The sequence below is a fragment of the Sivoneniella epilithica UHCC 1019 genome, assembly GCF_040830845.1.
Taxonomy (GTDB): domain Bacteria; phylum Cyanobacteriota; class Cyanobacteriia; order Leptolyngbyales; family Leptolyngbyaceae; genus ULC077BIN1.
Genome location: NZ_JBFPDP010000017.1, coordinates 1 through 22,384 on the forward strand (window position 1 = coordinate 1; position 22,384 = coordinate 22,384).

Annotated in this window: 19 protein-coding genes; 12 read left to right on the top strand and 7 right to left on the bottom strand. The window is 46.0% G+C overall.

Annotated elements, in window-relative coordinates:
• Positions 1 to 660: 660 nt before the first annotated feature.
• The 4 genes from AB3R30_RS12265 to AB3R30_RS12280 all read left to right on the top strand — a co-directional run bounded on the left by AB3R30_RS12265 (position 661) and on the right by AB3R30_RS12280 (position 6,906).
• Entirely contained in the window at positions 661 to 1,791 is a 1,131-nt protein-coding gene (locus tag AB3R30_RS12265) for a polysaccharide biosynthesis/export family protein (protein ID WP_458649474.1), read from the top strand.
• 86 nt (positions 1,792 to 1,877) lie between these two features.
• The gene (locus AB3R30_RS12270) at positions 1,878 to 4,220 is read left to right on the top strand and encodes a GumC family protein (RefSeq protein ID WP_458649475.1); all 2,343 of its coding nucleotides are present in this window, start codon (positions 1,878 to 1,880) and stop codon (positions 4,218 to 4,220) included.
• Between the two features lie 135 nt (positions 4,221 to 4,355).
• Complete coding sequence (locus tag AB3R30_RS12275) at positions 4,356 to 5,576, top strand: glycosyltransferase family 2 protein (protein WP_458649476.1); 1,221 nt, start codon at positions 4,356 to 4,358, stop codon at positions 5,574 to 5,576.
• A 298-nt stretch (positions 5,577 to 5,874) separates the two neighbouring features.
• Positions 5,875 to 6,906, top strand: coding sequence for a TonB family protein (locus AB3R30_RS12280; RefSeq protein WP_458649477.1), 1,032 nt, complete (start codon positions 5,875 to 5,877; stop codon positions 6,904 to 6,906).
• 97 nt (positions 6,907 to 7,003) lie between these two features.
• On the opposite strand, the gene AB3R30_RS12285 is transcribed toward AB3R30_RS12280, so the two are convergent.
• The 3 genes from AB3R30_RS12285 to AB3R30_RS12295 form a co-directional block, all read right to left on the bottom strand.
• A complete protein-coding gene (locus tag AB3R30_RS12285; protein WP_458649478.1) occupies positions 7,004 to 8,437 on the bottom strand; it encodes a GAF domain-containing sensor histidine kinase in 1,434 nt (477 codons plus the stop codon).
• Between the two features lie 186 nt (positions 8,438 to 8,623).
• Entirely contained in the window at positions 8,624 to 9,373 is a 750-nt protein-coding gene (locus AB3R30_RS12290) for a GUN4 N-terminal ARM-like repeat domain-containing protein (RefSeq protein ID WP_458649479.1), read from the bottom strand.
• 131 nt (positions 9,374 to 9,504) lie between these two features.
• The gene (locus AB3R30_RS12295) at positions 9,505 to 9,999 is read right to left on the bottom strand and encodes an adenylyltransferase/cytidyltransferase family protein (RefSeq protein WP_458649480.1); all 495 of its coding nucleotides are present in this window, start codon (positions 9,997 to 9,999) and stop codon (positions 9,505 to 9,507) included.
• Between the two features lie 26 nt (positions 10,000 to 10,025).
• On the opposite strand from AB3R30_RS12295, the gene AB3R30_RS12300 reads away from it, so the two are divergent.
• The 6 genes from AB3R30_RS12300 (at position 10,026) to AB3R30_RS12325 (ending at position 15,626) form a co-directional block, all read left to right on the top strand.
• Positions 10,026 to 10,160, top strand: a complete 135-nt coding sequence (locus tag AB3R30_RS12300; RefSeq protein WP_458649481.1) for a hypothetical protein — start codon at positions 10,026 to 10,028, stop codon at positions 10,158 to 10,160.
• Positions 10,132 to 11,508, top strand: coding sequence for a class I SAM-dependent methyltransferase (locus AB3R30_RS12305; protein WP_458649482.1), 1,377 nt, complete (start codon positions 10,132 to 10,134; stop codon positions 11,506 to 11,508). Before AB3R30_RS12300 ends, AB3R30_RS12305 begins: the two co-directional genes overlap by 29 nt.
• An 80-nt stretch (positions 11,509 to 11,588) precedes the next feature.
• Complete coding sequence (locus AB3R30_RS12310; protein WP_458649483.1) at positions 11,589 to 12,170, top strand: type IV pilin-like G/H family protein; 582 nt, start codon at positions 11,589 to 11,591, stop codon at positions 12,168 to 12,170.
• A gap of 421 nt (positions 12,171 to 12,591) precedes the next feature.
• Positions 12,592 to 12,933 carry a hypothetical protein gene (locus tag AB3R30_RS12315; protein WP_458649484.1) on the top strand — a complete coding sequence of 114 codons (342 nt, stop codon included), beginning with the start codon at positions 12,592 to 12,594 and terminating at the stop codon, positions 12,931 to 12,933.
• A gap of 4 nt (positions 12,934 to 12,937) precedes the next feature.
• Entirely contained in the window at positions 12,938 to 13,261 is a 324-nt protein-coding gene (locus tag AB3R30_RS12320; RefSeq protein WP_458649485.1) for a hypothetical protein, read from the top strand.
• 121 nt (positions 13,262 to 13,382) lie between these two features.
• Positions 13,383 to 15,626 (top strand): O-linked N-acetylglucosamine transferase, SPINDLY family protein, encoded by a 2,244-nt coding sequence (locus AB3R30_RS12325; RefSeq protein ID WP_458649486.1) that lies wholly within the window; start codon positions 13,383 to 13,385, stop codon positions 15,624 to 15,626.
• A 244-nt stretch (positions 15,627 to 15,870) separates the two neighbouring features.
• On the opposite strand, the gene AB3R30_RS12330 is transcribed toward AB3R30_RS12325, so the two are convergent.
• The 3 genes from AB3R30_RS12330 to AB3R30_RS12340 form a co-directional block, all read right to left on the bottom strand.
• The gene (locus AB3R30_RS12330; protein ID WP_458649487.1) at positions 15,871 to 17,502 is read right to left on the bottom strand and encodes a glycoside hydrolase family 3 N-terminal domain-containing protein; all 1,632 of its coding nucleotides are present in this window, start codon (positions 17,500 to 17,502) and stop codon (positions 15,871 to 15,873) included.
• A gap of 56 nt (positions 17,503 to 17,558) precedes the next feature.
• Positions 17,559 to 18,092 (bottom strand): 30S ribosome-binding factor RbfA, encoded by a 534-nt coding sequence (gene rbfA, locus AB3R30_RS12335; RefSeq protein WP_458649488.1) that lies wholly within the window; start codon positions 18,090 to 18,092, stop codon positions 17,559 to 17,561.
• A gap of 89 nt (positions 18,093 to 18,181) precedes the next feature.
• Complete coding sequence (locus tag AB3R30_RS12340; RefSeq protein ID WP_458649489.1) at positions 18,182 to 18,379, bottom strand: DUF751 domain-containing protein; 198 nt, start codon at positions 18,377 to 18,379, stop codon at positions 18,182 to 18,184.
• A 458-nt stretch (positions 18,380 to 18,837) separates the two neighbouring features.
• Between AB3R30_RS12340 and clpS the strand changes: the two genes are divergently transcribed.
• A complete protein-coding gene (gene clpS, locus AB3R30_RS12345) occupies positions 18,838 to 19,119 on the top strand; it encodes an ATP-dependent Clp protease adapter ClpS (protein WP_458649490.1) in 282 nt (93 codons plus the stop codon).
• Positions 19,103 to 19,990, top strand: coding sequence for a lysostaphin resistance A-like protein (locus AB3R30_RS12350; RefSeq protein WP_458649491.1), 888 nt, complete (start codon positions 19,103 to 19,105; stop codon positions 19,988 to 19,990). Before clpS ends, AB3R30_RS12350 begins: the two co-directional genes overlap by 17 nt.
• Positions 19,991 to 19,992: 2 nt before the next feature.
• Here the strand turns inward: AB3R30_RS12350 and pcrA are convergent, their stop codons facing one another.
• The gene (pcrA, locus tag AB3R30_RS12355) at positions 19,993 to 22,344 is read right to left on the bottom strand and encodes a DNA helicase PcrA (RefSeq protein WP_458649492.1); all 2,352 of its coding nucleotides are present in this window, start codon (positions 22,342 to 22,344) and stop codon (positions 19,993 to 19,995) included.
• Positions 22,345 to 22,384 lie beyond the last annotated feature (40 nt).

Here is a 22,384-nt window from a genome sequence, read left to right on the forward strand (position 1 = left end):
GGCATGATTGGTTCAGAGGTAGCTGCCGCTCTATTCTCTCCCATCTATCCACCAAAATAAAGTTGACAGCCTACTAGGGTTTACTGTCACTACCGCTAATGTGGATACACCCAAAATATCCGCACTTAACCCTCTCACTAGGAGTTTGCTGAATTATCCGTACTGTGATCGAGGCATCTTAACCTTCTTTGAGACCTTATCCGCAAAGTGAATAAATCATTTTATTAGTGAGTTTTCATCTTACATAAAGGCACGAATAGCCTTTCGACAGATGTATTGGAATAGATTTTTACCTATCCTTTGTAAATCATAGATAGGTCTGAGTTACTGTAAATTTTACGTAAAGTAATGCTATTAAACTGAAATCTTCTTGTAAGGAAATTCCATACTGGGTTTGAGAGGCTCTCTTAGTTCAACGGAGTCTCTCAAGATGTAGTAATTTCACGGGTGTATTGGTCTGTTTTTTTCAATAAGGTTCAGATATTTCAGACTAAACGATTTCAGACTAAACGATTAACTTATTCCAAATAGTGAACCAATTTAGGAAAGCTATAGTATGGGGTATCTGTGATCGTTGCCCAAACTCGACTTTTACACTTCGTCACTTTTAGACAAAACATGATGATTAGGAGAAACCCCCGCTCTATCGCAGGAATCGTTTTGTCATCTCTGATTGGAACAATGCAGCCTTTGTCTGTTTTGGCTCAGAGTATGCCCTCACCAGATTCCGTACCTTTTGAACAAAGAACACCACTGCCTGAAGCACCTCCCCCCACAGATGTTAGACCCGGCACTATTTTAGGAGATGCTTATACTTTAGGAGCCGGAGATATTGTTAGGGCTGAAATTTTTGATATTGCTCCAGAGTTAGCCCTAGAACCACGGTACACAATTTTATTAGATGGCACCCTGAATTTACCTTGGGTCGGAAGTGTGCCAGTGCAGGGATTAACGTTAACGCAAGCGGCAGCAGTAATTTCTACAAGATATAGTCGGTTTATCCGCAATCCGCTAGTGACGATTAGTTTGTTAGCTCCTAGACCGCTTAAGGTGGGTGTGATTGGCGAAGTCAACCGTCCTGGTTCTTACATTATTAGTGTCATTAGTAATGAAGTTTCTCAGACAAGCCTTAATCAAAGAACGGCATCTGAAGGCGGCAACCAGTGGCCTAGAGTGAGTCAAGCGATTCAGTCGGCTGGAGGGGTAACCCAAATTGCCAATATTCGTGAGGTGAAAATTCGTCGCTTGCGAACTGATCGCGAGGAAATTGTAGCGATCGATCTATGGAAATTTTTACGCGAAGGTGATCTAAGCCAAGACACTCTGCTTCGCGATGGCGATACCATCATCATTCCTAAAGCCAACAAGCTTGATGCGGCAGAAGCAACTCAGGTGGCAGCAAGCAACTTTTCTCCTGAAACGATCTCAGTTAGCATCGTTGGCGAAGTGACTGCTCCAGGCTCACTCAGGCTTAAACCGAATACTACTCTAAACCAAGCTATTATGGCAGCGGGTGGATTCAGGGTGGGTCGAGCTAGCAAGAAAGGAGTTGATTTAATCCGCCTCAATCCCGATGGCACCATTACCCGTAACAAGTATTCGATCGATCTTGATCAAAACTTGAACGCAGCACGGAATCCTGCGCTTCATAATAATGATATCGTCGTCGTAAATCGAACCTTCATTGCATCAGCAAATGACTTTTTGATCAACGCGATCGGCGCACCACTTACTATTTTCGGCGGAATCTCAGGGTTCAGGAACGTATTATTTCCCAATGGAAATCGATAATATTTCAAGATGGCGTACTTTGAAGTGTTTGTTTACTAACAAACTTGATCGACAACGAACTTAACCGACTGTAGATGAGGTAACCCATGCAAGCCGGACAAAATGCACAGAACCTAACTTTCAACGGGCAAAACCATTTGGAAGAGGTTCAGTCCACTCCCAGCAATATGGGCGGAGACGCTGATCCTAAGCCTAAAAGTGGTGGCTTTAAGGTGCGCTCTTTAATAGGGGCTGTTCGGCGGAACATGCCAATTGTCTTAGTGTTTACCCTGCTGGGGGGCGCTGGAGGATGGATGATGACTAGAACATTTCCGCTGATCTACGAAGGTAGCTTTGTCGTTTTAGTTGAGCCAATTACTTCGCAAGGACGCTTGTCAGATCCATCCGCAATTTCACGGGCACAGGTTCAACAAGATAACAATAGCAGCGGTATTGACTATCCAACCTTGCTACAAGTTTTACAAAGTCCTGATAGACTCTCTAAAATTGCGAAGAGCATTCAGAGTCGATATTCTGAAGTAACGGCTGAATCTTTAGCTAGAGATTTAAGGAATCAAGATTTTGCAGTGGCTCGGATTGGAACGAATCTGCTCGACTCTACCCGAACAATAGAGGTTAGCTATAGGGGATCTAATCCAGGAAAAGTTCGCTTTGTTTTGGAACAAATTGCGCAGGGCTACCTCAGATTTAGTCTAGACGATCGCAAGGTGCGAACTGAAGCTGGCGTAGAATTTATTGAAGAGCAACTTCCAACCTTACAACAACGAGTTACGGTATTGGAAAGTCAAATGCAGGCTCTTAAACAGCAGTATCGATTAACCGATCCAGTGCTTGAAGGCAATCAAGTATCAGACCAACTAAAAGGTGTAAACGACAAAAAACTGGAAGCTGATACGCTTTTGCGAGAACAGACAACCCTGTATTCAGTTTTGCAAAAGCAACTCGGTTTTACTCCAAAGCAGGCATTAGGAGCCGCTTCACTTAGCCAAAACCCTCGCTATCAGGATTTGTTGACGCAGCTAAAAAAAGTTGAGGGAGACATTGCAATTAAACTCGCTCGATTTAATGAGGATAGCCCCACTGTTAGAAGCTTACGCAATCAGCAAAGAAATTTGAAGCAGCTAATTGCCCAAGAGTCTCAACAGAACTTGAGTGAATCTTCACCTGGAATTTCAGAAAATCCTCAGATTTTGGCATTTCAAGATCCAGTCCGTTTAGATTTAATTAGACAACTGGTTCAATCTGCCAATTTAAGTCAATCTTTGCAAGCGCGTGTACAAGAAACGGCTCGAAATAAAGCAACATTGGAGAATCGATTAAATCAGCTTCCTGCTATCACTCGACAATATAATACGTTGCAGCAGCAATTGGATATTGCGACTAAGACGTTGAATCAGTTCTTATTGCAGCGGGAGACGTTGCGGGTTGAAGCGGCTCAAAAGGAAGTCCCCTGGGAAATTATTGCCCAGCCAAAACTGGTCACTGATCTAAGAACAGGGAAGCCGATCGCCTCGCGAGGCAAGAAAGCACAACCTATGGTTCCGGGAGGGTTGGCTTTTGGTGCATTTTTGGGTGTCGCCGCCGCTTTACTTAGAGAGAAACTCCGCAATCAGTTTGTTACTGTAGCAGATTTGCAAGATGCAGTACCCTTTCCACTGTTTGGGATGCTCCCCAGCCAAAAAACGGGGCTGAGTCCAACAGCAGATGGTATGAAGCCAAAAAATTCTGAACCATTTAGCAATGCGTTCGGTGCCCTGTATACCAATCTGCGATTTTTATGTAATCCACCTGTGCGATCGCTAGTAGTGGGTTCCGTAGAGCTTGGCGATGGCAAAACAACCGTTGCTCTGAATCTTGCTTTAATGGCAGCAACCATGGGACAGCGGGTTTTATTGGTTGATGCAAATTTTTACTTACCTCAATTGCATATACATTTCAACTTGTCAAATCAAACAGGCTTAGTTGATGTTTTGCAACAGCGAATTGATGTATCTGAAGCAATTGAAAAGATATCTGGAGAAAGTAATCTATCGATATTAACAGCAGGGTCTGCTCAGTTTGGCGCTACTCGATTATTTGCTTCCAATGAAATGCAACGATTAGTCAAACGATTGCAAGACAGCTATGACTTGGTAATTTATGACAGTCCATCTTTAGATGCATCTACCGATAGTAATTTTTTAACGGCACAAACCGATGGATTGTTATTAGTAGTTAGTCTGAATAAAACAAAGCAGAATCTTGTTAAAGAAACATTGGGTAATTTAGAAAAATATCACTTGCCTGTATTGGGTGTTGTGGCAAACCGGATTGGAAAGAGCAAGGTTGCACCTTATGCCCTACCCATCAGTTCACAGCAGACTTATGCGGCTGAAGCTCACCCAGCTTTTTTTGGCAAGCTTAAAGAATCAGGTGACGTAGTTCAGTAAAGCTTCTCCTTTCATAGGTGAGATTGCTTTGACTAGAAAAGGCTATTTAATTAAGCTGTCTAATTAAAAAGTTTCTATCTTCTTTGTCAAGGCGGCGATCAATTTGATAAATAAGCTTCACAAAGGATAATAAACTTGGCAACTACTGATTTAGTATTTCTGATAGTTGAAATCATCCTATTAGCGATTTCTATACTGATATTAATTCCAAGTCTTGTTCTGGTGATTGAATGTGTTGCGGCGCTTTTTCCGCCAAGGGCATGGCGTTCTCAAGATGTGCCTCGTCTTCGTATTGCTATCTTAATTCCTGCCCATAATGAAGCTGTTGGCATTGGAGCGACACTCGAAACGTTGCTAGGGCAATTGACTCGTATAGATCAACTTGTTGTTGTGGCTGATAACTGCACGGATGAAACAGCGGCAGTTGCACGAGATATGGGGGTGACAACGATCGAGCGCTTTGATGAAACCCGCCGTGGAAAAGGGTATGCGCTAGACTTTGGCATGGATTTTCTGGCTACTCATCCGCCTGATGTGGTTGTCATTGTCGATGCGGATTGTCTGGTTGCGCCCGGTGTAGTCGAACAAATTTCACGGTTAGCGATCGCGTGTAATCGTCCTGTACAGGCAACTTATCTACTGACCCAACCCGCTCAGCCTTCTCCAAAAGCGGCTGTTTCAACGCTGGCGTTCACCGTCAAAAATTTAGTGCGTCCTCTGGGGCTAGCTCAACTTGGGTTACCTTGCCCTCTAACGGGTGCAGGCATGGCATTTCCGTGGGAAGTGATTCGCAAAGTTCCTTTGGCAAGCGGCAATATTGTTGAAGACATGAATCTTGGACTGGATCTAGCGCTGGCAGGGTATCCGCCCACTTTTTGTTATGAAGCACGGGTGACCAGTGCTTTACCCCAACAAGCCCGCGCTGCTAAAAGCCAACGAACCCGTTGGGAGCATGGACACCTACAAACTATCTTGACCCAAGTTCCTCGTTTGCTCAAAGCAGCTGTTCAAAAACGGCAATTTGACCTATTTGCGATCGCCCTTGATTTGCTGATTCCGCCCCTATCCTTGTTGGTCATGCTGTGGGCAATAGCAATGGCTATTATGCTCGTTGCCACCTACCTTGGGATCTCCTACACTCCTGCTGTTGTCTTGGGTAGTGCAGGAGTCATGATTTTAGTGGCGATTGTCTCGGCTTGGGCAAAGCATTGTCGAGCCGATATTCCTGCCAAAGTACTTTTAACCATTCCCCTTTATATTGTGTGGAAAATTCCTTTGTACTTTAGTTTTTTGCGGAAGCCTCAAACAAAGTGGGTACGAACAGAGCGAGATGGAACTAATTCTTCTGAGTCTTGAGTTAAATAATTTATATAGATGGAGTTCAGTGGATGAGCAGGTAGATTCCGGATGGGCGATCGCAGTGCTGTAAATTAAGGAGTAACTGCTTGTCAATTCATGGCAACTTTTTGCGATCGCTGTCGTCTGATTCAAAGATGAATCTTAAAAAATCACTAAAAAATATTTGCTAATTTTTATTCACCCTAATTTCTGCGACTTTTGATTAAAATCAAGCTGGGAATCTGTTTTCCCACTAATTTTTCATTTCCACTAATTTTCACAGTGTCTCATTCCTTTTGCAACGGAACGCTGAGCTATGTCTTCTCCTTCATTACCCAAAAACTTTCCAGCCCTATTTGATTCGGAAAATAGAGCGAAGGCTGGGGCATTACTATTGCAGCCGATGTCTCTGGCAGTATTGGCATCTTTGGGAGTGCATGGGCTGTTGTGGTTTGGCTTACCGCTGATGTCTGCCTCAGAACCCAAACAAGCTGATAGTCAGCGATCGGTGCCCTTGGTAGAACTTAGCCCAGTAGAGCAGGCTCGATTACCTCAACTTTCTGGTTCACCCCTTTTAGGGCTACCCAAACAGTCAGCCGAGACTAATTCAATCGTGCCTAACTCATTGGCAACGGTTCCAGTAGACCCTGAAACTCCCCAAGATTCAACCTCCTATTACAGTGTGCCGTCTCAGCCTTCTACTTCTACCATCATTCAATATTCGGTTGCACCACCCAGTAAGCGATCTCCCAAAAAAAGTACGGACGCAGCAAATTCAGACCCTGACCCAAAAACTCAATCCTCTGACAAAGAAACAGAAGCAGAAACTGAGCAAACAGAAAAAGAGAGTTCTGAGCCGCCTATCTCTTCAAAAGCAGAAGATTTATTACCATCTAAGCAGCAAGAGGAGCAAGCCAAGCTCGCGTTGCAGCAAAAGTTTGTCTATGGTACAGCAAATACCTCTCCCGATGATTTTGATAACAACGCGAAGTCCTTTAGTAAAACCGCACAGGATGTTTCTAAGGGAGACCTAAATGAAGATTGGAAAAAGTTAGATGCGATGACTGCGCCCTATCCTAAAGATGCTTGCCAGTTTAAACACGATGACAAAGCGATCGCGGGAGAAACGTGGGTTGGGGTGATCGTGCAGCCCAACGGCAAACTAGCGGCAAAACCAATCTTGCTAAAATCGTCTGGCTTTCAGGGTTTGGATGAAGCTGCCGCAGAATTTATGACCCAGTATTCCTTTGAAGCAGGAAAGCAATATCGCGGGTTTTATGTTCCGATTAAGTTTGAACTGAATAAAACAGATTGTGTTGCCGCAGATGCAAGCGACCCAACTTCATGAAACTTGAATATTGAACCTAGCGGGGAGCCTGTCACTTTTGCGCTCTCGCCTTAAATCCTTCTCCCAGAGCGGGAGAGGGATTTTGAGGTTCCGGGTTTTACGCCTCGTCTGAATTGAAACTTTGAGGAATCGTAATGATATAGCGAAAGCCAGTATCAGAGCCACTCTGGACAGTAACTTTGCCGCCATGCAATTCTACTAAATGCTGACTGAGTAACAAGCCTACATTTTTGCGCGGCGCGATGCCGATCGCAGACTCCTGTTGCAGTAGCGCCCGATTTTCAGTTGTCGAGTGATCGGCGATCGCGATTGTTGCGCCATCTGATCCAGCAGTCGAGTCAGTGCCGCTGCTGCTAGTTGCACTCACCAAAGCAGGTTGAGAATATATCTCCGCATAGGGCAATCCTTCTCCTAGCCACGGGTGAGAGACCCAAACGGAGAGGTTTAAGCTTGTGTTTTGTCGAGAGACATGTAAGCGAACTAGACTACCCGCCGTAGAACTTTGAATAATGCTAAAGATGAGGTGATAAAGCATCTGGCGAACTTTTTCTTTATCCAGTAGCCAAATGCGACGACCCGGCTCTACAGTGAGGCGAACTTGTTGATCCCGTCGCTGGGCAACCTGTTCTAGAGTAATGATTGTCTGTTGGCAAAGCATTTCAATATCAACAGAACTCAGGTTTAAAGTTTGATCAATCTCCTTTAATTCAGATAGTTCAACAATTTCATTCATCAGCGATAGCAAATACTGTCCACTGTTATGAATGATGTCTAGATATTCTTTCTGTTTAGTGGTTAAAGGTCCATAAAATTCACGGCTTAATACACTTGCCATACCCATTACAGAAGTGAGCGGTGTCCGAAGCTCTTGGGCAAGGTGACCCAGCAGATCGACTTTAAGCTGGTTGGTGAGGGACAGATCGGCAGGTTGAGATGCGCGTTCGAGTGCTGCCAGTCGCACCGATTGAGGTTGGGATAAATGCGATCGCTGCCGCTCAAACTCACTCATGCTCCAGCGTGCCATCAGTTGCAAAAATGCCACCTCTTGCTGGCTAAAGCTGCGGGGCACCACATCCATCACGGCTAAAGCTCCAATACAATCGCCGTTGCACGTCAGCAAAGGAACACCCAAATAGGCACGAATGCCATACTCATACACCAAAATACTGTTCGCAAAAACGGACTGGGTCAGAGTATCGGCAATAATCAACGTTTGACTGCTATCGACCACATAGGCAGCGAAAGAGTCTTGGCGACTCAGTTGGCGAGTCGTTGCCAATTCATTCATTAATCCCAAGGTCGATAAGCCTACCGACGATTTAAACCGCTCTTGCGCTGCACTCATTAAACTTAGAATGCAGATGGAGGCTTGAAGAGATTGAGCAACAGATTGAGTGGCTTCTTCAAAAATTGGAATGCTATCCATGTCTAGCAACCCCAGCAGTTGGATGACGTGCGATCGCTGCTGCTCTCGTGCTAAAGAAGTTAATCCATCAAGGCGACAAAATAATCGATTCTCTTGGCTGCTCATGCCGACCCATAACTCCGTGTGCGTCCGTGTATCCCTGTAAAAAATTAGAAATTTTTCACTATACCCAGCATTCCCTCACATTGAGACGAGTGAACGCGAAAAAGACAGGGGAGAATACTGAATTTTTGACTTTTATTAAGATTCAGTTCAGTAAAAATGAGAAAGATTACTGAGTACCATCACCTGCTAGGGCTGAGTCCAGGCGGGATGCGCTAAAAGGGCTGAAATCATGCGAACCCCACGAAGCTGATTCGATAACGGTAAATGTCCTTTAGGCGCGGTTAAGTCCCAGGTGAATTCTTGCGGATAGCGAGTCCAGGTATTGCCGTTTTTCCAACCAATTTTTGACCACAGTTTGATCCAATTTTTGCCAGCGCTTAGCCAAATCTCACGCTGAACGGAGAAGCCAAATTTTCCTTCTGAATGAACTAACCACAAAGCATTGAGCGTTTGCAGGTCGATCGCCGGAAACTGCTCAACTTCCGTAAAGTAAATCCAGTTGCGCTGCATGGCGGCGGCTCCAGCCAGTTCACACATTTTTTCAAGGGTGAGTTTATCGGCAGCTTGAAAATCTTGTTGAGCCAACAGCTTTTGCAAAGGGCTGTAATCAATGTTGGTCTGCGATCGCAATGGGACGATGCCATGAGGAAAATGGGTTTGCAAAAAATTAGCACAAGCCGGAGACTCTGCCCGATATAAAATCTGGTAGACCTTACCTGCCGCCAAGTTTGGCAGGCTGCCAACCATTAACCCCTCTCGCTGTTCAAACAAAAATTCCATCAACACAGACCAACCTGTTTCGCCTAGCTGCTCTAGTCCGACAATTTGGGATAGTTGAGCTTTCTCTGGAACTGCTTTCAAGCTAGTTAAGAGCGCTACAGGGTCGGTTGATGTTGAAATAGAAGAAATTACAGGATCGGTGGAAGAACTATTCATTGCAAGCATTATTTCAAGCAGCTTTGATCAAAAACAGGGAAAATCGCGTTTGAAATTAGACAGGCAAGACTCCAAACGTCTTAAGCCAACCTCCATGCTATCTTGTGGCGCTGATTTTTTGAATTGAATGCCTAAGTACCAGCCGTGAGAATTTGACGAATAATCGCAGAAGTTGAGCTTGGCACTTCAATTTGCACAAGCTGAATGAGTCCTCCATAGGCTTGCACAGCAGAGGCTTCGGGAAGGGTAGCAATATGGTAATCGCCGCCTTTCACATAAATATCTGGCTTTAAGGCTTCAATCAATTGGGTGGCGGTGGGTTCCGAAAAAATCACGACTCCATCCACTGGCTTGAGCGCTGCCAAAACTTCTGCCCGTTGCAGTTCGGGCACGATCGGGCGGGGAGGCGATCCGGCTGGCTGGGGCTTAATGCCGCGCACCGATGCATCGCTGTTTAAGCCAATCACGAGCGATCGCCCCAACAGCTTAGCTGCCTGCAAATAGCGCACATGACCCGCGTGCAGTAGATCAAAGCAACCATTGGTCAACACCAACGGTCGCCACTGCTGCGGATTGACCGCGATCGCGTGCTGGAGTGCTTCAACGGTATAGAGACTTGAAATCATCTGTCACTCTCTCAACGTCATAGGATATGGTGGCAGAAATTGGAATATCTGAACGATTTAAGCCTTTAATTAAATTGACTTCAGCGCGATCGCCCTACGCCTTATTACCCATTTTCTTTAAGAATGCGACCTATGAACGAGCAGTCAGCCGAGCTATTTGAAAAAATCCGCCAACAATTTGATAGCGCCCCCTACCCCAGCACACCGCTTGAGCAAAATCCCCAGGATGCTCACGATTTACTGTACGCCCATAACTTGGTCACATCCCATTACCTCCGTAACCAAAGCTTAATTTCTACGGACGGCAAAGTTATTTTGGATGCTGGATGTGGCACAGGTTTTAAATCCTTAGTATTGGCAACGGCAAACCCCGGAGCCAAAATTGTTGGCATTGATTTATCCAAAGAAGCCGTTGACTTAGCAAAGCAACGCTTACAGGTCTATGGGTTTGAAAATGCAGAGTTTATGGTTGCCTCCATTGAAGCGTTGCCTAGCTTAGGCGTGGAATTTGATTACATCAACTGCGATGAAGTTTTATACTTACTGCCAGATATTGCCAGTGGTTTGCAAGCGATGAAAGCCGCGCTCAAGCCCAACGGCATTATTCGGGCAAACCTCCATAGTGCCACGCAACGAGTTGACTACTTTCGGGCACAGCAAGTCTTCAAGATAATGGGTTTGATGGACTCGAACCCCGAAGAAATGGAAATTGAGATTGCTAGAGAAACCTTTGGGGCATTGGAAGATTGGGTCAATCTAAAAGTCAATGTTTGGCAAGATCCCGCCCGACGAAAGGCGGTGGAGTCAAAGGAATGGGTATTGATGAACTACCTGTTTCAGGGTGATAAAGGCTATACCATTGCCGACATATTTGCGGCATTGAGATCTGCTGACCTGGAATTTATCAGCATGGTGAACTGGCGCGATTGGGAAATCTTGGATCTGTTTAAAGATGCTGACGATTTACCGATCTTTTGGGCAATGAGCCTGCCAGAAGTTTCGACTGAGCAGCGATTGCAGTTATTTGAACTATTGCATCCCATTAGTCGCTTGCTAGATTTTTGGTGTGGTCATCCTGATCAAGCTAATTCTTTTACCCCGATCGCCGATTGGTCAGAGGACGACTGGAAAACTACAAAAGTCCACCTACATCCTCAACTCAAAAACTCGAAACTACATGAGGCATTGGTTGAGAGTATTGAAAATCACCAACCGTTTAGCTTAGGCGGCTATCTTCTAGGACAGGCAAACACATCAGTAACCTTAGAAAGCACCATTGCAGCAACTTTACTACCGTTGTGGGATGAGCCACAGTCTATCGCGGCACTGATGGAGCGATCGAGTCAGATTCAACCGTTTAACCCAGTCACGTTGGAACCCCGCACCCCAACAGCAATCTTGCATGACCTGATGGCGCTGCTAACCAAGCTAGAAGTCTTTCTCTATGTCCTTTTGGAACCTAGCTCCAAAGTAAAAACCCAAAAAACAAAGAAAATCTTGGGTGATTGATATAAAAGTGCGAAAGCATGGGTAACTTACGTTTATGGAGTTAGACACCGACCCCGCGCCCTTAAAGGAGAAATCTCATCATGAATACCGAATTTAAAGCGAAGTTCCTCAGCCACCTCAATCAACGTAAAAAGGGCGACAAAGGCTTCACCCTGATTGAACTGTTGGTTGTCATCATCATTATTGGGATTTTGGCTGCCATTGCATTACCCGCATTCTTGAACCAGGCAAACAAAGCCAAGCAATCTGAAGCAAAAACAAATAGTGGCTCTGTGAACCGCGCTCAGCAAGCTTACTACTTAGAAAAAGCTGAGTTTGCGAATGCTGCTGACTTTAGCAAACTTGGCTTGGGTATTCAGACTCAATCCGGCAACTACAAGTTTGTGATTGTAGATGGTGGTAAAGACAGTACTGCTGCAACCATTCAAGCTCAACCGATCAAGGGCGCTAAGGACACTGTTAAAGCGTATATTGGTGGTGTGAATGCAGGTGTGCTGACAGGCACCAAGGAAGCGACGACCCTGACTGTGTTGTGTGAAGGGATCGATGCACCAATCGCAGGTGGAGCCCAAGCTGTTGAAAAAGCTATATACAGCGCCACAGGTGGTCCTAAGTGCCCTCCTATCTATAATGATGCTTCGACTAATAAACCTAGCGTATAGTGACAATTTGCTTGCAGTGGTTTAGTCCATAGGTATCGCCAATTAAAAAACAGCGGATAAGAAGAGATTCACTTCTTGTCCGCTGTTTTTGATAGTAGTTATATGGTGTACATGAAATAGTACCAATGCACTTCAGCATGGCATTGAGGGCTTAATTGCATCAGTCTTGAGCAATAATTAGTGGAATCTTTTCTGTGGCAAGTAACTATGCTGAGTTACTTGCTGTCTGCGGCATCCTCGCGTCGTCGTGCCGCTCCGCCCAGATCCCCGACTTCTCCAAAGAAGTCGGGGATCTAAAACCCTAAGTCAGTGCCATTCGACCAAGGGAGCGTATGTTCAACGCACGCCTTTCCAACAGTGCAAAAGAGGTTCGGAGTTAAGATGACGAAGACCTTTTTTCTCTAAAACAGACTTTCTTTTCTTGAACATAATCGAGACCGTCACAATCTTTAAAGCAACTCAAAAAGGAAAAGGACAGCAACTTGTGGAGCAGGGATTTCAATCTGCTGATTTTCCCTATCGTCCTTCAACTGCGGACGGAAAATGTTACTTTGCAGCACCCAACAGCAGAGGTCTGGCAGAGGAATATCATCGATATTATAAGGACGGAATTCTGGAAGTTACAATTGAACTAGCAATCTATGAGCGGTATTTCAAGCCACTCGAAAGACCGTATCAAGGTGGTGAGCAAGTCGAATTACCCATTCCTCACGATTTGTTTCCGATTTTGAACCAGTATCCTAGAGTTCTAAAGCCGAGGTAATGCAATGAGTAATCAGTTCTGGCATCAGATCAAGTCGAAGTATCGGTTCGGGGAACTGATTCATGGCAGGGTTGAGCATCACGCACCGTTTGGGATTTTCGTAGACATTGGTGATGATGCGGTGCGCGGCATTGTACAGATTACTGACTTTGTGGATAGTGGAGACATGACCCCGGAAATGTATCCAGATATTGGTTCGCCAATTGGGACTGTGGTTGTTGGGTATACCGAGGACGATCGCAATCAAGTTTGGCTGAGTGTGAAGCCGAGTGTCCTACAAAAAGCCTTGGTTCATCTCAAAGTTCCAGCAACAAGTGAACGATCGTGACCAGCAGCAGAACAATCCGTTGGAGCGGCGAACAGAGTTTTTTTGCTAATAGTTCTCAGTCCCTGACTGAAATTAGAGGATGAAGATATTCGACAAGCCCTAATTTTTGCCTCTTCCTACAATGACCAAAGAACTGCTTTACGCGAGTAACCCTGAGCTATTACCACTCAATTGGCAGCAGCAAGCCGATCGCCTGGTGCAGCAGGGAAGCTATCATCAAGCTGCTAGTCTTTACGAACAGGCAATTGAAACAGAGCCAGATATAAAAACTTACTACTGGCAGTTGGGTGTGCTGATGGTGCTGCAAGGGCAGGAAACCGAGGCTCAAACAATTTGGCTGATGGCAATGACAGAGGGCGAACCAGATCAGATTGACCAGTGGACAGCGGAACTGGAGCAAGTGTTAGTCGTAGCCGCAATCCGCCAAACTGAGCAGGAAAATCTTGCAGCAGCGTGGACACTGCGGCGACATTTGCAAGAAATTTGTCCGGCTGATCTGAACAATCGATTGAACCTAGTGTCTCTAGAAATTGCCCTAGAAAACCTAACTCCTGATGACTTGCAGGAGACCGACATTATTTTCCTACTCAAAACATCGCTAGACAAACAGGTAGACATACCGTTGCTGCTGCACCTGCTCAATCAAGTACTAACGGCTTTTGCGCCTCATCCAGTTGCCCTATATTTTACAGAAGCGTGTTTAAAGCGGGTCTTTGGTGATGTGGTGGGATTAATGGCTGTGGTGCTGCCAGCATCGGTCAGGATTGCTCATGCCCAGCGCCAGCCAAAATTTGCCGCAGACTTGCTAGAACTATACTGCCGCTTGGACGATCAAAACATCGAAATTTTGGGGCACCTCTCCGGGTTTTATCAGGATGCTGACTGTTTTGATCAAGGCATTGAAATTGCCTTGCGTCGGAGAGAATTGGCAACTAGCCTGCCAGAGAAAATTTTTTCTAGCCATTTGCTGCTGCGCGGTTTGATGACTCCTGGTGGATATTGGAATCGAGGACTTATTGCCATTCAACAGCATCGGCAATTGTTAATCGCGCTACTTAAAACGTCTCCTTCAGCGGATATTCCACCGATTGAAATTACACGCTTACTCACCTCTAGCTTCTTTTTACCCTACTTTAAAGATGATCCTCAACTCAACCGATCGCTGCAAAATCAGGTTGCGGCATGGAGCCAAACGGCATTGCATCAACGCGCTGCTGACCAATGCGATCGCTACTCATCGAGATCGTCCTCTCTCGCTCAGTCCCAATCTGTACGCCCCTTAAAAATTGGCTATTTGTCTCACTGTATGGCGCGCCACTCCGTCGGTTGGCTAGCACGCTGGCTCATCAAACATCATGATCGCGATCGCGTACAACTCCACGGCTATTTCATCAACGATCGCAAACACGACTCGCTGTATCAGTGGTATGTGAATCAGATGGATTATGCCTGTCGGGTTGGCATAGAAGTGCCAGACAGCGAAGATTTAGCAGAACAAATTTATCAAGATGAAATTGATATTTTGGTTGATCTCGATAGTATTACGTTGGATCTAAGCTCTGATATTTTGGCGCTTAAACCTGCCCCCATTCAAGTAACTTGGCTGGGTTGGGATGCCACCGGAATTCCTGGCGTAGACTACTTCATCGCCGATCCTTATGTGCTGCCGGACAACGCTCAAGACTATTACACTGAAACCATTTGGCGCTTACCCCAAACCTATATCGCAGTCGATGGTTTTGAGGTAGAGGTGCCTTCACTTCGGCGCGATCGCCTCAACATTTCCAACGATGCTGTCATTTTTCTCAGTGCCCAGAAAGGCTACAAGCGCCATGCTGATACGGCTCGTCTGCAAATGCGAATTATTAAGGAAGTGCCCAACAGCTATTTTTTAATTAAAGGCTCTGCTGAACAAGATTCGATTCAACAGTTTTTTATCGACATTGCATTAGCAGAAGGTGTCACCCCTGATCGCCTGATCTTTTTGCCGGATGTTCCTTCGGAAACCATTCACCGGGCAAATTTAGCGATCGCGGACGTTGTGCTAGATACCTATCCCTACAATGGTGCCACCACGACGTTAGAAACCTTGTGGATGGGCATTCCGCTTGTAACCCGCGTGGGTCACCAGTTTGCCGCCCGTAATAGCTACACTATGCTTAAAAATGTGGGTGTAGAAGAAGGCATTGCCTGGACGGATGAAGAATACATCGAGTGGGGAATTCGTCTAGGAACCGATGCTGATCTGCGCCAACAGATTCAATGGAAACTGCGGCAGTCTCGCCAAACCTCGCCTCTATGGAATGCCAAACAATTTACCCGCGAAATGGAGCGCGCCTATGAGCAAATGTGGGCAAATCGGTAAGTAACTTTTATCAAAAGTTCTGAGGATATCGGTCAGCGAAGCCATCAAAACGCAGAAAAGGCGATTAGTGCTAGTTCAGGAACCAACACGGTTTTCTCAAAAATTTTTCTATGTCGTCCACGATTGATACCATCATCAAAATGATGGAGTCTTTTTAGCGAAATCCAGGATCGAGTTGCAGAGCATATTCGTGAATATGTCAGCGATTATGCAAGATGAAGATCCTGTGGGATGTACCCGTAATCTATGCCATTGAAAAGAGGGCTTCGAGGGCGATCGCCTGAGCTTGGGGCATTTGTCCGTAGCTAAACACATAGGGAACATCGGGCGGCAAAATTGGCACAAATTGATCAAGAATATACGGGCTGCCATAGATGACTAAGCCATGTAGTTGCTCGGAGTCGATCAGAAAGTGCAGCCATGCTTGAGCGATTTCGTTCAGCCCAGCACTGCCGCGAAACGGATTACCGCGAATGAACAGTTGCAGCAAGGTTGGTTGATGAGTGCTGGAGCGATCAAGGGCATTTTCGGGAGTATGAGAATCAATTCGCTGCAATTGATAGCCTTTGCTGGCAGGAATGGTCACCGCTGGCGCATGCCCAATCAGATCTCGTTCTAAGGCATCGTCTAAAACAACTAAATTGCGATTGCCTTGTAAAGGGCGACTAGCCAAGCGCGATAAACCAGGGGTATAAATTCGCTGCGAGTCTTGCAAAATTGAATCAACTACCGCGATCGCGGTGGGTTGGCTTAACTGCGTCGTCAACTCTTTGGGTTGCACAATGGGCTGAATCGACTCCCACGCATGAGAAGTCGTTTCCTTTAAAGGCGGCGCACATGCCTTTTGCTTTGCCGTCCAAATCCGCTCCACAGACTCTTGAATTCGTTCAGGGGTAATTCGTCCTGATTCCACTGCGCTACAGACTGCCTGAATTGCACCGACTGGATCAATAGGCATCAGCAAAATATCGGCTCCCGCTTCGACGGCAAGCACGGCGGCTTCGTTGGCACCATAGCCCTTGGCGATCGCCCCCATGACCAGCGCATCGGTCACGATTAACCCCTCAAACCCCAGTTTTTGGCGTAACACTTGAGTCAAAATTGCGTGAGATAGGGTTGCAGGATAGGTCGCGTCGAGGGCTGGAATTTTTAGATGGGCGCTCATGACCGAATCCACACCTGCTGCGATCGCGGCTTGAAATGGGGAGAATTCCAGTTGCCGCAAGCGCTCCAGATCATGTGGGATGACGGGAAGCTCTAAGTGAGAATCGATCGTAGTGTCGCCATGACCCGGAAAATGTTTAGCAGCCGTCAGCACGGGATAAGGTTTTGCACCTTGAATAAACGCCGTTGTCAATTCACTAACCGCCTTCACAGTTTCACCGAATGCCCGGACATTGATCACGGGATTGTCAGGATTATTGTTGACATCCACTACTGGAGCCAGCACCCAATTTAGCCCAATCGCCTGAGCTTCTTGAGCGGTGATAGCTGCCATCTGCTCAGCATATTGTTTTGCCAGCGTAGGATTATGCTGATAGACTGCCGCGATCGCCATGGGAGGCGGAAACCAAGTCGCCCCCGTGAACCGTTGCCCAACCCCTTCTTCCACATCTGCCGCAATTAACAAAGGCACCTCTGCCCAATCTTGCAACTGCTGAGTTCGCAGCGCCACTTCTGCGGCACTTCCCCCCAGCAAAATTACGCCACCCACGCCTAAATCAGCAATCCAAGATTCCAGAGTTTTCGTGGGTGGTTCCCAGGCAGGATAGCGAATTTGATGGTCAAATAAATAGCCCGAAGCCCGAACTACCACCATTTGAGCGACTTGAGCCGCTAAGGAAAGTGAATCAAGGGGAGAAAGGAAAGATTGCATTGAGGGAACAGAAGAGGGGGAACAGAAGACAAATTTAGGAGCAGACTATTATGCTGCTATGGTTTTATGACAGGTTGGCTGTCCTTATCGTCCTCATCTTCCTCAAAATCGTCTTCATCTTCTAAGTCGTTTTCATCTTCCTCAAAATCATCGCCATCTAAGTCACTTGAAGCGCTATTTGTTCCACTAGCAGAAGGGTTTAAGGTGGTTTCGTTTCCTTCAAGATCGTCAGGTGGGCGCTCTTGGCTGAGTTGATTCAGCAAGGTGAGGACGCGATCGCCTCGCTCTAACCCAATGTCTTCCAAAAAGATAACTTCTGGAGTGCGACGGAGCCGAATTCGCCGTCCTAATTCACTACGAACAAAGCCTGTAGCTGCTTTTAGACCTTCCATTGTTTCAGTTTTGGCAGCAGAGTCGCCATAAATGCTGACAAAAATCTTAGCGTGTTGCAGATCTCCTGCCACAGTCACATCGGTAACGCTGACCATGCCAGCACCCACGCGATCATCTTTGATATCCGTTAGCAGCATTTGGCTGACCTCCCGCCGAATTAGTTCTGAAACACGGGCAACTCGCCGATCTGTAGCCATAACTTAACTCTCCCTTCCAATGAATGCCAATGCAGTCGAGATACCACCTGTTGAGGTTGCGTTCTCGTGGTCTATTCGTTAACTTAAAACTATTGCAATCCCAGCATGGCGCGTAGGGTAAAAGCAATAAAAGCAAAACCACCCACTGCTACTCCTCCCAGCGCGATCGCTGTCACGGGATTTCTGAGTAAGGGGGCTAGTGGTTTTACAGCATTCAAAAACACACCCAGAATGGTTCCAGCCACAAAAACTGGGTATTTGGAAACAGTATTCCAGAAGTTTTCCATGATCCTGCTTTACAAAGTTCTTAATAAATGGTTATGCAATTCAATTGCCTATCTCTTTAAGATTTTAGGGCAAGCAACCTAACTATCTACGGTTGTTGTTGGGATGAATCTCAAACACTCTAGAATTGCTTTAAGTTTGTACTCACTAAACTCTGGCGAAATGGATACTTCAATTTAGATTGGATAATTTAGATTGGATGTTATAAATAAGATTAAGCAATGTAAATACTGTATCAATAAGTTCAAATTTTCTTTTTGCAAGCTGATTAAATTTAAGGATTTCAATTTAATAAATTTGATTATGCAATGTGCGACTATCCCAATATCCCCCACCCTAAATCCTTCTCCCAGAGTGGGAGAAGGGCTGGGGGATATAGCTTGCTTCCCGTAGGGTGGGATGACTTTAGTTGCACATCAGGTTGGTTAGTCTGAAATAGTTAGTACAAAGGATTAAAGTCGTGGCGGTCGAAACACTTGCAAAGCCTTCAACAGTCCGTAAGATTGCCCCTCGCTACCGGGTCTTGCTTCATAATGATGATTTCAACTCCATGGAGCATGTTGTAAAGGTTTTAATCACTACAGTTCCAAACCTGACGCAGCCCCAAGCCGTCGATATTATGATGGAAGCTCATACGAATGGACTAGCCTTGGTCATTACGTGTGAGCAGGAACATGCTGAGTTTTACTGTGAAACTTTAAAGATGCATGGTTTAATCAGCACTATTGAACCAGACGAATAAACAGGGTATTGGATTGAAGGTTTTTTTATCTCAAATTAGCCGCTATCCTGCACCTGCACGGGTGGCTCTCTTTGTGGGCGTTTTGTTGCTGCTATGGGCACCTTTTGCGATCGCAGGGCGTTTACTAATTGCCGATCAGAATTTGGCTAGTATCCTCACACTGATCGTTTTATACCTGGTATTTATCGGGTTGGTCAGAATTTGGGGACAGAAAGTTCATCGAGAGCCTCGCATCTTTTGGCAATATGGGCTGGAGTTGAGTCCACGGATCGGCTTAGAGCTTGTTAGCGGTTTAGGCGTTGGTTTCTTCAGCTTATGGGTATTGTTTGGCGTGGAAACACTGCTTGGATTTGTAGAGTGGCAGTCGCCATCGGCTCTTTTTCCAAGGATCTTGCTAGAAGGATTGCTGGTAGCGTTGGCGATCGCGTTTGCAGAAGAACTACTGTTTCGCGGCTGGCTCTTTGACGAACTTCAGCGCGACTATACCCCTCTAGGATGCCTTTGGTTTAACGCGATCGCGTTTGCGGCGATTCATTTCAACCTATTGGCATTTCCATCTTTGGTCTGTCTGGGAATCGCTCTGGTCTGGGCAAAGCGGGCAAGCTATGAACCATCGGGCAAAGACTACCGAGGTTTCAAACGGCTCAGGGGCAGACTAGGATTGTCGATTGGGCTTCATGCGGGGTTAGTTTGGGGCAATTACTTAATCGAGGTGGGCAAGCTGGTTGAATATACCGACCGCGTACCTGCTTGGATTACAGGCATTAATCGCAATCCTTTAGTGGGGCTGACTGGTTTCTTGTTTCTGCTAGGATTGGCGATCGCGGTGCGCTACTACGCACAGCGCCAATTGGCTAATTCAAAGTGGTAAGGCTAATCTTCTCGCCGAATAGGAGTCATTTTGGGATCAATAATCTTTTGCCCCAAGCCTGGAAACTTGACGGCTAAACAAATTTTGTTGCCTGCGCCAAAAATACGGACGACTTCCCCTTCGCCATAAGCTTTGTGAATTAAGCGATCGCCCACACTCCAATCATTCGCATGGCTATTGGGCATATTACGTGATTCGCTTTTGTTCCGACGAATTTCAGAAATTGGTTTCGTCCACTTATTAGGAATTGCCGCCGCCACATTAGAGTTAAGCAATTCTCTAGGCAACTCTGCTAAAAAGAGCGAGGGGCTTGCAGGTTCGCGAGTGCCATATAAGCGGCGTTCCCTGGCATAGGAAATAAAGAGTCGCTCTTGGGCACGGGTGATCCCCACATAGCAAAGTCGCCGTTCTTCTTCCAATGCAGCGGGATCTTCCATGGAACGATAGTTGGGAAACAACCCTTGCTCTAATCCAATCAAAAATACTACCGGGAATTCCAGACCTTTTGAGGAGTGCAGCGTCATTAAAGATACTTTTTGATCTTCTTCTCCTAAGTTATCGAGGTCAGAGGCTAATGAGGCACTGGCTAGGAAACCGAGCAAGCTAGGATCATCGTTGTTCTCCTCAAATTGCAGCACCGCATTGTAAAGTTCCTGCACGTTTTCCAGGCGATCGGTGGCTTCATCGGTTCCCTGATTTCTCAGGTCTGCTACATAGCCAGAGTCTTCAAGTACGCCTTGGGCAATTTCGCTAGCGGAACAAGCATCCAATTCCTGTCGCCATTTTTGAATAATCTGAGCAAACTGAAGCACTCCTTTAGCAGACCGACCCGCTAAAGATTTAACTGAGGTTTCGTCCGATAAAATTTCCCACAGGGGGATGCTCAATTCTTGGGAAGCTTTGACCAAAGAATCGATCGTGGTTTTGCCAATGCCGCGACGAGGTGTGTTGATGACGCGCAGGAGGCTGATGGTGTCAAAGGGGTTGGCGATCGCCCTGAGATATCCCAGCACATCCTTAATTTCTTTGCGATCGTAGAACCGCAGTCCGCCCACGACTTTATAGGGAATTTGTAATTTTACCAGCGAGTCTTCCATTGCCCGCGATTGAGCATTGGTGCGATACAAAATGGCAAACTTACCGTGGTGTAGTTCAGGATGCTTTGCCTCTAACTGGCGAATTTGATTGGTGACAAATTCTGCTTCTGACGTTTCATCATCGGCTCGATATAAGAAGATCGGTTCACCTTCACCCCGCGTCGGTTTCAGCACTTTATCAATGCGTTCGGTGTTGTTGTCGATCAGTTGATTGGCAACTTCTAAAATATTTCGGGTCGAACGATAGTTTTCCTCCAGCTTGACCATTGTGCGGGTGTCGTCGTCATGCAGGCGATCGCCAAAATCATCCTGAAACCCCATCAGAATCGTGAAATCTGCCGCCCGAAATGAATAAATAGATTGATCCGCATCACCCACCACAAACACCGAGCGATACTCCCATTCGTTAAAGGTGTTAGAGTTTTCACCATTGGTCACGAGCAGACTGATCAAATCGTATTGCGTCCGGTTTGTGTCTTGATATTCATCCACCAACACATGGCGAAAACGCTTGTGCCAATAGGCGCGGACTTGCTCATTTTGTTTCAACAACTGGACTGGCGTAAGAATCAGATCATCAAAATCCAGCGCATTATTTGCCGACAACGTGTCTTGATACATGCTGTAGACATTGGCAATCACTCGTCCGCGAAAATTAGACTGATCTTTTTCTAAATCTTGGGGCGAGAGGCTCTTATTTTTCGCGTTACTAATGGCATAGCGAACCGATTTTGGATCAAACTTTTTGTCGTCTAAGTTAAGTTTTTGAGTGACAATTTCTTTGACTAAACTTTGAGCATCCGATTCGTCAAAAATAGAAAAATTGCGGGTCCATTTGCGCCCACTACCATCTTGATATTTTTCGATGTCAAACCGCAAAATTCGGGCACAAAGCGCATGAAATGTCCCAATCCAAAGCTCTTTGGTAATATTTTTGTAAACGTAAGATCTTAGCCGGGTTTGTTCAATAGGAGAGAGCGCATCTAAGGGTTTACCAAAATCGCTGCGGGCTTTTTGATCGGCAAATAATTTTTCGATTCGCTCTTTCATTTCCCGTGCGGCTTTGTTTGTAAAGGTGACCGCCAGGATGTTTTCAGGATCAACGCGATGATTTAGGACTAGGTTTGCAATGCGGTAGGTGAGCGCCCGCGTTTTGCCAGAACCCGCTCCTGCTACTACCAACAGCGGTCCACAGTAGTGTTCTACGGCACGACGCTGAGAGGAATTGAGGTGGCTGATATCGAGAGTCTGGCTCATGGAGGCTATTTTGCGGAAGGTGCAGTTTCTAGATAAGGGT

Coding starts and splice junctions, on each gene's coding strand:
- AB3R30_RS12270 (WP_458649475.1), top strand. CDS start 1,878: ATGCAAGCCGGACAAAATGCACAGAACCTAACTTTCAACGGGCAAAAC.
- AB3R30_RS12280 (WP_458649477.1), top strand. CDS start 5,875: ATGTCTTCTCCTTCATTACCCAAAAACTTTCCAGCCCTATTTGATTCG.
- AB3R30_RS12285 (WP_458649478.1), bottom strand. CDS start 8,437: ATGAGCAGCCAAGAGAATCGATTATTTTGTCGCCTTGATGGATTAACT.
- AB3R30_RS12290 (WP_458649479.1), bottom strand. CDS start 9,373: ATGAATAGTTCTTCCACCGATCCTGTAATTTCTTCTATTTCAACATCA.
- AB3R30_RS12295 (WP_458649480.1), bottom strand. CDS start 9,999: ATGATTTCAAGTCTCTATACCGTTGAAGCACTCCAGCACGCGATCGCG.
- AB3R30_RS12300 (WP_458649481.1), top strand. CDS start 10,026: ATGGTGGCAGAAATTGGAATATCTGAACGATTTAAGCCTTTAATTAAA.
- AB3R30_RS12305 (WP_458649482.1), top strand. CDS start 10,132: ATGAACGAGCAGTCAGCCGAGCTATTTGAAAAAATCCGCCAACAATTT.
- AB3R30_RS12310 (WP_458649483.1), top strand. CDS start 11,589: ATGAATACCGAATTTAAAGCGAAGTTCCTCAGCCACCTCAATCAACGT.
- AB3R30_RS12320 (WP_458649485.1), top strand. CDS start 12,938: ATGAGTAATCAGTTCTGGCATCAGATCAAGTCGAAGTATCGGTTCGGG.
- AB3R30_RS12325 (WP_458649486.1), top strand. CDS start 13,383: ATGACCAAAGAACTGCTTTACGCGAGTAACCCTGAGCTATTACCACTC.
- AB3R30_RS12330 (WP_458649487.1), bottom strand. CDS start 17,502: ATGCAATCTTTCCTTTCTCCCCTTGATTCACTTTCCTTAGCGGCTCAA.
- rbfA (WP_458649488.1), bottom strand. CDS start 18,092: ATGGCTACAGATCGGCGAGTTGCCCGTGTTTCAGAACTAATTCGGCGG.
- AB3R30_RS12340 (WP_458649489.1), bottom strand. CDS start 18,379: ATGGAAAACTTCTGGAATACTGTTTCCAAATACCCAGTTTTTGTGGCT.
- pcrA (WP_458649492.1), bottom strand. CDS start 22,344: ATGAGCCAGACTCTCGATATCAGCCACCTCAATTCCTCTCAGCGTCGT.